The 13330-nt window shown below is 48.2% G+C and carries 11 protein-coding genes; 1 reads left to right on the top strand and 10 read right to left on the bottom strand.

The window, feature by feature from the left end:
• Positions 1–305: 305 nt before the first annotated feature.
• The 4 genes from NWAT_RS03065 to NWAT_RS03050 all read right to left on the bottom strand — a co-directional run bounded on the left by NWAT_RS03065 (position 306) and on the right by NWAT_RS03050 (position 6529).
• Positions 306–1745, bottom strand: coding sequence for a SpoVR family protein (locus tag NWAT_RS03065; RefSeq protein ID WP_013219688.1), 1440 nt, complete (start codon positions 1743–1745; stop codon positions 306–308).
• A 33-nt stretch (positions 1746–1778) separates the two neighbouring features.
• A complete protein-coding gene (locus NWAT_RS03060) occupies positions 1779–2963 on the bottom strand; it encodes a YeaH/YhbH family protein (RefSeq protein WP_041350429.1) in 1185 nt (394 codons plus the stop codon).
• A 69-nt stretch (positions 2964–3032) separates the two neighbouring features.
• Complete coding sequence (locus NWAT_RS03055) at positions 3033–4964, bottom strand: serine protein kinase (protein WP_013219686.1); 1932 nt, start codon at positions 4962–4964, stop codon at positions 3033–3035.
• Between the two features lie 740 nt (positions 4965–5704).
• On the bottom strand, positions 5705–6529 hold the full coding sequence (locus tag NWAT_RS03050) for a sulfite exporter TauE/SafE family protein (RefSeq protein WP_013219685.1): 825 nt from the start codon (positions 6527–6529) through the stop codon (positions 5705–5707).
• Positions 6530–6592: 63 nt separating this feature from the next.
• Between NWAT_RS03050 and NWAT_RS03045 the strand changes: the two genes are divergently transcribed.
• The gene (locus tag NWAT_RS03045; RefSeq protein WP_013219684.1) at positions 6593–7147 is read left to right on the top strand and encodes an NUDIX hydrolase; all 555 of its coding nucleotides are present in this window, start codon (positions 6593–6595) and stop codon (positions 7145–7147) included.
• Here the strand turns inward: NWAT_RS03045 and NWAT_RS03040 are convergent.
• The 6 genes from NWAT_RS03040 to ilvC all read right to left on the bottom strand — a co-directional run bounded on the left by NWAT_RS03040 (position 7103) and on the right by ilvC (position 13321).
• A complete protein-coding gene (locus NWAT_RS03040) occupies positions 7103–8377 on the bottom strand; it encodes an MgtC/SapB family protein (protein ID WP_013219683.1) in 1275 nt (424 codons plus the stop codon). The two genes, NWAT_RS03045 and NWAT_RS03040, sit on opposite strands and share 45 nt — an antisense overlap.
• A 35-nt stretch (positions 8378–8412) precedes the next feature.
• Entirely contained in the window at positions 8413–8898 is a 486-nt protein-coding gene (rimI, locus tag NWAT_RS03035; protein WP_013219682.1) for a ribosomal protein S18-alanine N-acetyltransferase, read from the bottom strand.
• Between the two features lie 92 nt (positions 8899–8990).
• A complete protein-coding gene (locus NWAT_RS03030) occupies positions 8991–9686 on the bottom strand; it encodes a uracil-DNA glycosylase (protein WP_013219681.1) in 696 nt (231 codons plus the stop codon).
• A gap of 9 nt (positions 9687–9695) precedes the next feature.
• The gene (locus tag NWAT_RS03025; protein ID WP_013219680.1) at positions 9696–11231 is read right to left on the bottom strand and encodes a 2-isopropylmalate synthase; all 1536 of its coding nucleotides are present in this window, start codon (positions 11229–11231) and stop codon (positions 9696–9698) included.
• A gap of 261 nt (positions 11232–11492) precedes the next feature.
• Positions 11493–12305: a CDP-diacylglycerol--serine O-phosphatidyltransferase gene (gene pssA, locus NWAT_RS03020; RefSeq protein ID WP_013219679.1), complete on the bottom strand. Its 813-nt coding sequence runs from the start codon at positions 12303–12305 to the stop codon at positions 11493–11495.
• Positions 12305–13321, bottom strand: a complete 1017-nt coding sequence (gene ilvC, locus NWAT_RS03015; protein ID WP_013219678.1) for a ketol-acid reductoisomerase — start codon at positions 13319–13321, stop codon at positions 12305–12307. The genes pssA and ilvC overlap by 1 nt, the downstream gene beginning before the upstream one ends.
• Positions 13322–13330 lie beyond the last annotated feature (9 nt).

Below are 13330 nucleotides of genomic sequence, written 5' to 3'. Positions count from 1 at the left end.
TCAATGGGAACATAGTCAGAATTCGGCAAAAAACGGCTATTTTCTATCCCCCTCTTATGCATGCTGGCTTTTTATCCTAATCCTTCATAAGCCAACGGACAAAATAGTAAATGCCGGCGATTATTCCTATAGTCACGACAAATCCAATGGGGGTGAACATTTTATCGACTAATTCGAGGATTGCTCCCATTCTATAATCTCCTTACATTTTGATGATTTTATATTGAGACAATTTAGCCCAGATAGCGACTAAAGTGCCGTAGTATAGTAACGATCATACTTCCTGACAAGCCCATCATTTATGGTCAACGAAAACGGCCTAGCGTTTTTTGCACAAATCCATCTTCCCCATAACCTAGGCACACTCTTCTGTCATTAATCCGGGTTTCTAGCCATACACTTCTGCCCCAAAGCTGGTAAAGGTAGGTAAGGGTTTTCTCGGCGTATTCCGTCTGGAGATCTCGACCATCATGATCATGCTTAAGGTAGAGCTGCCGATTGCGCCCATAATCAGCATCTTCAATCCGGATGACAGGGATACCCCCCATGCCTACATTTTTTAGCAAGGTTGTTTTGATCTCATGCCAATGTTCTTCATCAGAGACCTTGCTAATAACCAAGTCTTCTCCTTTAGGCTGATACTCAAACATATCCATCTCGCGCATCAGTTCTTCGGTCAGAAAACGGCGCAAAAAAGAAGTATCCCGATCAACCTCGCGAACCTGGAAAATTTTTTCATGTCCCTCCCTCTGTAGCTTACTGCCGCCCTCCTTTTCTGAAAAGATCTCCTGGTAACGACGGGAGATATCATGCCAAAGTTTAAAACCTAAATAGTATGGATTAATATCGCCAGGGTGGGGGCGTACCACCTGGTTGTGATGAACGAGAAATTCAAGATAGAGATCCTGAGGTAAATCTATGCTATTCATGATCTTATGATGCCAATAGCTGGCCCAACCCTCGTTCATAATCTTGGTTTCAATCTGAGGAATAAAATAGCGTGCCTGTTCATGCACAATGGTGAGCAAATCCCGCTCCCAATCGGCAAGATAAAGGTTATTATCCCGTATAAACAGCAGAATATCCTCTTCAGGAAACAAAGGAAAACGATTCAAATCAGGCTCTACATACTCACGCTGCTTATGCAATCCTTGGTAGGGATCGTGAGCAGGATGAGCGGCGGCCACAACCTGCTCTTTCTGTTCGTCAGCACTCAGTTTACGTATTGCTTGATTCCTGCAGCACTGCAAAGATAAAGCATGGGCCGCATCAAGCAGCCTTTCTGTTTTATGAAGTCCGATAGAGGGATCTTCAATATAGTCCCGTACTCGATCAGCGCGAAGTTTAAAGTTAGAAAGCGTTAATTCAGGTTGAGTATCGCGAAAGGTAAAATTATTTTTGAAAAAATCATTATGCCCATAGACATGAGCAATAGTCAGAATTTGTAAACACAAAGAATTCTCCCGCACTAAATAGGCCAAAGCAGGATTTGAATTAATCACCATTTCATAGGGCAGCCCGCTCATCCCATGCTCGTAAAGAGTTTGGAGCTTCTCGTAGGCTTTACCATAAGACCAGTGAGGATAATGGGCTGGCATACCCGAGTAGGCCATATAGCCTAGCATTTGGGTATGGTCGCAAATCTCAAACTCCTGGGGAAAACAAGAAAGGCCAAATTCATCGGCTTTTTCACGAATCTTGTCATCCCAATATTTAAGATCCTCAATTGTCCAATGACTGGCCATACCTTTTATCCCAGCCTTTCACTTCAACCAAATTCACTTATCATATTGGCTGCTCTCCGACTCTCTGGACAGCAGCTGCCTAAAACTAGGCCAGATATCTTCCTTACGTTGGATTAACACCGATTGAAAATTATCCACTCGTACATTACGGAACAAATCTAGCATGGTCCCTTCATAGAAGCCCGAGGGCCGCGGTTTAATTTCGCCATAACCAAATAAATTACAGACTTGGCATAATTCCTCGGCAGCTTTTAAGGTAGCAGCATTATCGCTATCAAAGTTGTCACCATCGGAGCAGTGAAAAGCGTAAATATTCCACAATGAGGGGTGGTAACGATTTTGAATGACTTCTAAAGCCTTGCTATAACCTGAAGAAATAAAGGTGCCTCCCGATTCGCCTTTATGAAAAAACTCTTCCTCCGTCACCTCCCGGGCTTTAGTATGATGGGCAATAAAAACCACATCTACATTAGCGTAACGGGAACGGACAAACTGGTAGAGCAAAAAGAAAAAGCTCCGCGCTAGGTACTTCTTTAACGTATCCATAGAGCCAGAAGTATCCATAATACAAAACACTACCGCATTCGACTGAGGACGCAGATCCTCCCGCAGCCGATGATAGCGCATATCGTCCCGATGGAAGGGGAAACGGTGCTTCGCCTCATTATCTCCCGTGGCTTTATCGCTTGCTAAGCGCCGTCGAATACGAGATTTAGCCGTGCGTCGCTTATCCATATGGACTCGCACGCCAACCCGGCGAAAACCCTTTCGTTTACTGGTACGCTCCGATAACACTTCACGGAAACGTTTACGTTCCATATCTGGCAGCTCCAGGTCTTCGAGCATGATCTCGATCAGCTCTTCCAGGGTGATTTCCGTCTCATAATAATCCATGCCGGGACGACCACCCGCATGACCCGGGCCGCCATCTCCTTGAGGGGCCTGGCCAACGGTTTGGCCTGGCTCCGAATCCCCTTGGCCTGTGCCTACCCCTGGCGTATTCTGTCCATAAACAAAACGATATTCCCGAATACCTCGAATGGGAACTTTAACAATACGATCACGGCTTCGGCCAATAATCGACTCCTCAGCAACAATGTCAGCTACATTATCACGGATGGCTTTGCGAACCTTCTGTCGATGCCGCAACCGATCCCTCGCGCTGCGATCAGAGCGCAAAGCATCGGATTGAGAATAAGCACGAAATACTGTCGTCATAGCTTTTTTATCTTTCGAGGACACTTCTGCTCCAAGCCCGGTGCAGGCAAGGTGCCTTCCCCATTATCCCTAATCCTTCCAAAGATTATTGGCAGCATATTTCAATACCACCTCCGCCGAGTGCTCGTTATAGCCCCGCTCAAGGAGATTTTTAACCAAATCATCGTACTTCTTGGCCTGCTCCTCGTCCCGGGTACGCGATTTAGTAATAATACGGCTTAAATCCCGGACCGAACTGGTCAATTTTTTCTCTATCGCTTCCTTTAGAGGTTCATAGGATTGATAGCTTACCTTCTCGCCACGGCGGGTAGCTGCCCAAAGAAAGGCGATCACTTCCTGCCGGAAACCATCAGCAGCACTGCCGACAATAGCGATTTGCTCTTCGACTGACTTCAGAAAATTCTCATCAGGCTGTAATTCCTCCCGCGTATCCCAATCTTTAACCCGACTCTTGTTCACATAAGCTTCAGCATGATCTAGATAATTTTGAAATAAGGTTTCCGCCTGTTGTTCATAGGAATAGACAAAAGCTTTGGTAATTTCTTTTTCTAGAATCTCAAGATAGACCTTGTGCAAGGTATCTTGGAGCAACTCCAAATAGTGCTTCCGGGTATCGTCCGCTAGCTCCGATTGTTTGACCATCACAATCAAGGCTTCGCGGACATTGATAGGATTAATCCCCTCTTCGCTATCCGCCAAGGCATTGTCTAGGGCCTTCATAATAAAGCGGGTCGAAATGCCAAACATCCCTTCCCGTGAAGCCGTCTCCTGGAGCTCTTTGGCATTAATCTTGAGCGTCGACCCTTTCTCTACCACTTCCTCGCCATTATAAAGCCGTAGTTTGGTTATTAAGTCGCATTTAGGGGTAGGCTCTAAGCGGGACAGAATCGCAAACATAGAAGCCATTTCAAGAGTGTGAGGCGCAATATGCGCCCGAAAATCAGAGTGATGTAAAAGCTTCCCGTAGATCTTGATTTCCTCTGATAAACGTAAATTGTAGGGCACTTTAACCACGACAATCCGATCGAGAATAGCCTCGTTGGTATGGTCAGCTTTAAATTTCTGCCATTCAGCTTCATTAGAATGGGCGACGATACAGGTATCCACATAGACAGTACCGTGGCGGCCGGGAGCGGGGACAAATTTCTCCTGGGTTGCGGTAATCATGGAATGGAGATATTCTGTCTCGTTCTTAAAGACCTCAATAAATTCCACCACGCCCCGATTGCCCACGTTGAAAGCGCCATTTAGATCCAAAACCCGGGGATCCCCTTCGGAATACAGGTCTAATTTGGAGATATCCTCTGATCCAATTAATACTGAGGTATCCTGGTTATTAGGGTCTACCGGCGGTACAACACCAATACCCCGGCGATCCCGCTTGGAAAAATCTACCGTGATAACAGGCACATCTTCATAACGGCCATCAAACTCTTCTTTGAGACGAAAACGGCATACCGGGCACAGATCACCCTCAATATGCACATCCAACATCTTTTCAAACTCCCTACGTAAGTGGCGCGGTAGAAGATGCAAGGGTTCTTCGCGCATGGGGCAGCCTTCAATGGCATAAATAGGCTCAACATTCTCCAAACCCCGATGCAAATGTTCGATAAGAGAACTCTTACCGGCCCCCACGGGCCCCATCAGGTAGAGAACTTGTCGACTTTCCTCCCCATGCAGGGATGCGGAATGAAAATAACGCACCAATTGAGCCAGAGTCCGCTCAATACCAAAGAATTCATCCTTAAAAAAAGGATATACTTTAAGCAGCTCATCCCCGTAGAGACGCTTGACATGAGGATCATCTGCGGCATTGATGTCTTCGGCCCCTTTTCGCATAACCATATCGTAAACTCGGGAATGGGCTAATTTAGCAACTAGGGGCTCCTTTTTGACTTTTTCCAAGTAATCAATGAACGTTCCCCGCCATTCTTGGCGCTCTCGCCTCGCCCGGTCCTTTTGAATAATTTCAGTAAATCCATTTCTTGTATCAGCCACACTCCACCTCCTCACCGAAAATACCAATTAGGACGCTACAACACCCGCTACAGTAAAGACACAACAGACCCCTTTGGAGTTCCAACCCTTTGCTTATAAAAAATGCTAAATAACCCAATAAATTTAAGAAGTTTTTTGAACTTATGAGACACGGCCATTGCCCCAAATTAATTTTCAAAACATTGGCAGCCGCACAGAATAGGCCTGCCCAAACACGGGAGTCCGTACCTTCAGTATAGCCCCTAAAAAATCTAAAGAGGAGAAGGAAAATAATCGTGCGTTGCCTAAAAGGCGCTAGCACGCATATTGCACCCGACTAATCAAAAGTAACGACAGTCCCATGCACTTATCTGTATCATTTACGCTCATAAGATACTCATAAACCTGATTCTGCAACGAATGCTGCCTGTAATCATCTGCACAGGACATCGTTAGTTGAGTTTATCTCTTGTAAGATCCTGCTTAAATACGCTTTAAACCAAAAAGAACACTCGATACCCTCATCAATATAATCTACCAAACCATAATTTTAGAGCCAAGGAGATCTCTTTAGTAAGGGGGAGAAAGTCCTCTCATCAGAGGTAATCGCAAGAAAATCCACCAAAATTAACTGCTTCGGGCCGTATAGCACCCCACTAAATTTAGGAGCAAAATTTATATTTCTAACCAGTAAATATTTCTGCACGGATACCCATCGTAAGCAAATACGGGACAATCCAGATAAGACAGGACATCTCGCTTTATCTTCCACTAAATAAAAAAGAAGCGGCTCCCGTCAGCTCCAGTAACATCTCCAACCCTAAGCCACCAAGGAAAATAGCAAATATCCTCTTTAAAGTTATTGAAGCCAACCTATGGGCGAGTCTTGCCCCTAGCGGGGCAAATAGCATACTGGTGGCTACAATACTCACAGCGGCGGGCCAATATACATAACCACTACTCCAGGCAGGTAATCCCAGCTTATCCCAACCCATCCAAACAAACCCACAGGTGCCGCTGACCGCAAGTGGAAAACCACAGGCGCTTGCTGTCCCTACCGCATTCCGCATGGGAATACTATGCCAAACAAGATAAGGTACGGTAAGGCTTCCTCCTCCGATTCCAAAGAGCGCGGAAACCGTCCCGATCAGGGCACCCATTAGTGCCAATATCCAACGCCGCGGGAGAGAATGGACTGCTGCCGGATGAATATCGACCCCCATCCGCCATGCAATCAGTAAAGCAAAACTGCCAAATAATCCTTTGAGGACCTGTCCGGAAAGAGCCTCGGCAATGACCGCTCCTAGCAATGCACCAAGTACAATTCCTGATGCCATTGCAGCCATAATTGGCCATAACACCCCTCTTTGTCGGTGATGCGCCCAAATAGCGGCTATAGACGTCATGACAATAGTAGCCTGGGAGGTACCGATCGCCATGTGCATAGTCAGTCCATTGCCGATCCCCTGGGCTGAGAACAAATGCACTAGGACCGCGACAATCACGAGCCCTCCCCCGATTCCAAGCAAACCAGCCAAAGTGCCAACAAGGGCTCCCAAAGCCAGATAAGCTATCACGTCAGCCATTTGTCGGTTAATGGATAATCAGGTTAATATTTAGTCTATCTTGGCCTTGGAGAATTTAATCCCATGCCAAACCAACGTATACTACTCTATCGTGGCCAAATCATCGATCTTGGTCTCGAACAGACTTCATTGCCCAATGGCCAACAGATAAATTTGGAGATTGTCCGCCACCCGGGTGGTGCGGTAATCGCGGCTGTCGATGATAAACAGCAAATTTGCCTACTTCATCAATACCGGCATGCGGCTGGCGGTTTTATCTGGGAAGTCCCCGCAGGTAAATTGGACCCTGGCGAGTCTCCACTTGCCACCGCTCAGCGAGAACTTGCGGAAGAAGCCGGTGTTTGCGCCAGCCATTGGACCGAACTGGGCGCTATTTATAGCACCCCGGGTTTTTGCGATGAAATTTTGCACCTTTATCTCGCTCGAAATTTAACTTCTACCTCTCGCGCTCCTCAGCCTGAGGAATATCTGGAAAGCTATTGGTTTCCCCTTACCAAAGCCTTTGAATGGGCTTATAACGGAAAAATCAAGGATGCTAAAACGTTAGTTATCCTATTCCGAGCTGCAGCTATCTTAGGCCAACCCCAGGCCGAGGAAATTACCCTTCCTCATCAATAAACTGCCCCCTCCCATCACAATCGAAAATAAAAAAACTCCCAGAAGAGGTAACCCAAAACGGGTTCCACCTATCCCCCAGGCTAATCCCCCTTTAACCAACGTATTGACCATGGCGGCCAGGAAAATCCCCATAGCGGCAACCGTCAAAACTTGACTATCCTCCTGGGCCATACGGGCTAAGACGAGGGAGATTGCATTGATATCGCTGATACCCGAAATTCCCGCAACCACATACAACCCAATCTCTCCAAACCACTCTTTTAGCGCATGCGAAGTTAAGAGCACTAGTGCCAGCAAGCCACCAAATTTTACCGCCATCCCCAGATCACAAGGATTATCCAGCACCAGATGGGGGGTAGATTGGCGTTTAGCGCCCCACCAGAGCCAGTACCCTCCTCCATAGATGCTAATACTCATCAAACCAGCGGGGAAAAGCAAATAAAGCGCCAGGGAAGGATAGATAATGCCCACCACCAATAAGAGCCGCACAAACATGGTAGCGGCAGCAAATGCGATTCCCGCGCTAAGTAAACGCTGGCCCTGAGGATTGGCATGGGCAATGCGAGAAAAATGCAGGGTCAAAGCCGTCGAAGAAACCAGCCCGGCGGACAGTGCGGTCAACAATATTCCCCGTCCCGCCCCCACAATACGGACTGCAAAATAGCCCATGAAAGACACCCCTGCAATCAAGACCACCATCCACCAAATCTCATAGGGGTTGAGAATTTGCCACGGGCCAAAACCTTGGTTAGGCAACACAGGCAACAACACTACAGAAATAAGCAGAAGTTTGTAAACAGCGTAGAGTTCTTCCTGGCGCAGCCGCGCCACCCAGGCATGCAAAACAGGTTTAAGGCCCAATAAGACGGTCACCACAACCGCCGCTGCCGAAGCGACTGCCTCGTAACCCACAACAGCCAACGCGCCCAAGGTAAAAGTCACCAAAGTAGCAACTACCGTGGTCAATCCGCGGGCTCCGCTCCGTCTTACGCTATCAAAATGAGAAATCAGCACCAATAAAACAAAAGTTAAAAAAGCAAACCCCAGGAGAACCGCTCCAAACTGCTTGGACAACAGGGCCCACAACCCCCCCAACAGGCTAATCAACCCAAAGGTACGCAAGCCAGCGATACGGGCACCTTCTTCCGCATCGCGTTCTTGCCACCCCCGTTCCAAACCCACTAGCAACCCTAGCACAAGCGCTAGCCCCAGTTGTTCAAGGAGCGCCATAAGCTTACTTCCCAAGGATTACAGGCAATTATAAATTAATCGGCTAAGTGTAAGGCTAGCAACAAAGCATCTTCACGGCCTTTGTGGGCCGGGTAATAACCTTTACGGGTTCCAATTTCATTAAAACCAAATTTATGGTAGAGACGAATCGCCGGGCTATTAGAAGGACGTACCTCAAGAAAAACAGTATTGGCGCCTCGCTTACCAGAAATCTTTAAAAGATGGCGGACGATATATCCTCCACAGCCTTGGTGATGGTAGTCCGGGTGAACACAAATATTAAGTACATGAGCTTCGCCGGCCTTTACCGCTACCATCCCGTAGCCATAAATCTTGCCTCCTCGCTCATAGACCCAGGCATCATAGCCAGCCTGTAAGCAATCAGCAAAGGTACCCTCAGTCCAGGGAAAAGCGCAGGCTGCCCGCTCAATCGCTCCGACCACTTTCAAGTCGGCCTCTCTCATAGGCCGGGGAGAAAAAAGCCGCAGCCTGCGCAGTAACTTTGGAAACAATTTCGTCACCCTTTCCTACCAACGGAACAGTTTGCTATCTTTGCCAGAAAATATATTCTTAAGCACTCAGGACAACACTTTTGATAATACCGCAGGCATTCTCAAAATTCCCGATATACCTTGAGTGCTAACCGCAAATCCTGCCATGCTCGACGTTTCTCCCGCGGTGCACGCAATAGGTAGGCTGGATGATAGGTTACGACTAAAGGAATAGCCGTCTCTGGGTATTGATGTACGCTGCCGCGCAAGCGCCCCAAGGGGAGCGAGGACTTGAGAAGATTTTGCCCTGCTACCCGCCCTACCGCTAGGATAATGCGAGGCCGCAGCAAGGCAATTTGACGGCGAAGGTAAGATTCACAATGGGCCACCTCTTCAGGTAGTGGATCCCGATTGTTGGGGGGGCGGCATTTGAGGATATTCGCAATATAGACCTGTCCTCGCTGCAATCCTACTGCCTCTAGCATTGCATTGAGCAGCTGTCCTGCCCGGCCCACAAAGGGCTCGCCTTGGCGATCTTCCTCAGCCCCCGGCGCCTCCCCAACAATCAGCCATTTTGCCGCTTGATCTCCTACCCCAAATACGGTTTGCGTACGGCTACGATGCAACGAGCAAGCCTTGCAACCGGCCACCTGGACAGCAAGCTCCTCCCATTCCGACATCACCCCGGCAGATGGGGCTACTGGAATAGGTTCTTCGCCCGTTTCCACCAGCGGCGTTTTCCCAGTGCTTGTAGGCTGGCGCTGTTGCCAAACCTGGATTCCCATCTTCTCTAAATAGTATCGCTGGCGGGAATCCATACATTTACCTCAAACCTGAGGGTAGGCACGCTCTACTGGGTATAAAATCTTGTTTAGAGCGTTGACGTAAGCCTTGGCCGAGGCCATCACGATATCGGTATCCGCGCCCTGGCCGTTTACAATACGCCCATTTTTCTTCAGCCGAACCGTTACCTCTCCCTGAGCATCCGTACCACTGGTAATACTATTGACCGAATAAAGCAATAACTCCGTGTTACTCTGAAGAATAGAATCAATAGCCTTATAAGCAGCGTCCACCGGCCCGCCTCCAGGAGCGGATGCCTGCCGCTCTATACTATCCACATTTAGGGTGACAGACGCTATTGCGGTTTCTCCCGTTTCTGAAACCACCTTAAGCCATGAGAGTTTGAAGCGCTCATTTTCAGCGGCCAAATTAGCATCGGTTACCAGCGCCTGAAGATCTTCATCATATATTTCGTGTTTTTTGTCCGCTAGCTCCTTGAAACGCTGAAAAGTAGTATTTAACTCTTCCTCGGTCTCGAGCTCAATACCCAATTCCCTTAAACGGGCCCGGAACGCGTTGCGCCCCGAATGCTTGCCAAGGATCATCCGGCTAGCATGCCAGCCCACATCTTCTGCATTCATAATCTCATAGGTTTGGCGTTCCTTGAGCACACCATCCTGATGAATGCCTGATGCATGGGCAAAGGCATTGGCGCCCACGATGGCTTTATTCGGCTGTACAGGAAAACCGGTAATTCCCGAGACTAAACGAGAAGTAGGAACGATTTGACTAATATCGATATTAGTGTCGCAAGGAAAGAAATCTTGGCGAGTCCGGACCGCCATGACTACCTCCTCAAGGGCAGCATTGCCAGCCCGCTCCCCCAAGCCATTAATGGTACATTCTACCTGGCGAGCGCCACTCATTACGGCAGCCAAAGAATTGGCTACCGCCATGCCTAAATCATTGTGGCAATGGACTGAGAAAACGGCTTTATCCGAGTTCGGCACCCGCTCACGCAGCGTACGGATAAGTTGAGCGAACTGGTCCGGGAGATTGTAGCCCACAGTGTCAGGAATATTAACAGTCCGAGCACCGGCAGCAATAACGGCTTCCAGAATACGGCATAGAAACTCGATCTCTGAACGGCCTGCATCTTCCGGGGAAAATTCCACATCATCAGTATATTCTCTCGCCCGCTTCACGGCTTTAACGGCATGTTCTAAGACTTGATCCGGCTCCATCCGGAGCTTCCTTTTCATATGAATAGGCGAAGTCGCAATAAAAGTATGAATGCGCGCAGACTTGGCCTCCGCCAAAGCTTCGCCAGCACGATCAATATCCGCCCCGAGCGCCCGGGCTAAACCACACACCGTGCTCTCCCGCACACTCCTAGCCACCGCTTGCACCGCTTCAAAATCACCTTGGCTAGCTACTGGAAAACCCGCCTCAATAACATCGACTCTCATACGTTCCAAGGCTTTGGCAATCCGCACTTTCTCTTCCCGAGTCATGGAAGCACCAGGACTTTGTTCACCATCCCGTAAAGTCGTATCGAAAACAATTAAATTATCTTTCATTATTGGCTAACCTACTCTTTATACACCGTTAGATGTACAACGAAATTAATGCACCGCCAAGTCTTGTGGACTTGCTGGCGCAACTGCTGATTGAATAATTGGATTGATTATTTTTTGCCCCTTAGCAGGGCAGCAGCAAGAGTAGGGCAGCCACATAAAGGCCACAAAGCTCTAGAATAGAGCCATTGAAAGGGTAAATAAAGGGTATTAATCCAGACATAACAACTACTATATCGCGGTTATTGGTAAATGCCAATGCCTCTATTTCTCATTGCCGTCCGGTAGTTTGGCAGCCCGGCGCTGCACTCGAGATTGTGCTCGATGTTGGTGCAGCCGCACCAAGGTCACTACTGGCCCTGATAAAGCATAAAGCAGAAAAGCGATGAATAATACCTTGGGCGGATCGGCTGATATTAAGACAAACACCAATACGACCGCCAAAATAGTCACAAAAGGGACCTTATCCCCATTCCCTAAACCTCTAAAACTATAGTAACGAATATTGCTGACCATAAAAACGGCTGTTGCAACGGTAAGGATGAAAGCCGGAATCATGAGATTATCCCCAGCTATACCGGCATCCGTGGCAAACCACACCAATCCTGCTAAACAAGCAGCTGCGGAAGGACTTGCCAAACCCTGGAAATAACGTTTATCGGCGATTCCTACCTGCGTGTTAAAACGGGCCAACCTTAGAGCAGCGCAAGCCGCGTAGAGGAAAGCGGCTAACCAGCCCAATTTTCCCAACCCATAGAGCGTCCATTCATAAATGACCAGTGCCGGTACTAGCCCGAAAGAGGCCATATCCGCCAAACTATCATACTCCGCGCCAAAAGCACTTTGAGTATTGGTCAAACGAGCAATTCTCCCATCCACTCCATCCATTAACATCGCTATAAAGATAGCCTCGGCCGCTGCGTCAAAATGGCCATTCATGGCTGCTACAATGGCATAAAAACCCGCAAACAGGCCTGCCGTGGTCAGCAGGTTGGGAAGAAGGTAGATTCCTCTGCGGCGCCGACCATTACCCCCCCGCTCAGCAATTGGACGCTTCTTATCCAAATTTACCGTCACTAGTTTTTACTTTTATCCACAATACGACTTTTCCCAATCCACGGCATCATTGATCGCAATCTTTCCCCAACTTGTTCAATTAGATGCTCTTGTCCTAAGCGACGTTTTGCCTTAAGAGTAGGGGCTCCTGCTTGGTTTTCCAGAATAAACTCGCGGGCAAACTCACCACTTTGGATCTCGCTAAGAATACGGCGCATCTCCATTTTAGTTTTATCATCGATAATGCGTGGGCCACGAGTAAAATCACCATATTCAGCGGTATTAGAGATGGAATAACGCATATTAGCGATACCACCTTCGTACATGAGATCGACAATGAGCTTAAGCTCGTGCAAACATTCAAAATAGGCCATTTCGGGCGCATATCCTGCTTCCACCAGTGTTTCGAAGCCCGCCTGTACCAGCGCTGTCACCCCCCCACAAAGAACAACCTGCTCCCCAAACAGGTCCGTTTCTGTCTCTTCTCTAAAAGCCGTCTCGATGATCCCCGCTCGTCCGCCTCCATTTGCCGCAGCGTAAGATAAAGCGACCTCTTTCGCCTTAGTAGAAAAATCTTGATGCACAGCGATCAAAGAGGGCACCCCCCCTCCTTGGGTATAAGTGGATCGCACCAAATGCCCAGGCCCCTTGGGAGCCACCATAATGACATCGAGATCAGCGCGCGGCTCAATTTGCTTAAAATGAATATTAAAACCGTGGGCAAATGCTAAGGTAGCATTTTGCTTTAGGTGAGGTTCGATATCTTCCTGATAAAGCTTTGACTGATGTTCATCCGGCGCTAAGATCATCGCCAGATCCGCTTCCTTAATCGCTGCCTCAATAGGCAAAACGGTCAAACCCGCATTCTCGGCTTTGGCCACAGAAGCCGAACCGGAGCGCAAACCGACCACCACCTCCACACCCGAGTCCTTAAGATTATTCGCGTGAGCATGCCCTTGGGAACCATAACCGATAATGGCAACCCGCATACCTTGGATCAAGGATAGATCACAATCTTTATCATAATAGATATTCATTGCTTCCTC

It is taken from the genome of Nitrosococcus watsonii C-113, from assembly GCF_000143085.1.
Classification (GTDB): Bacteria; Pseudomonadota; Gammaproteobacteria; order Nitrosococcales; family Nitrosococcaceae; genus Nitrosococcus; species Nitrosococcus watsonii.
Note: the sequence above shows the minus strand (reverse complement) of the source record. Positions and strands in the feature narration are given on the sequence as shown.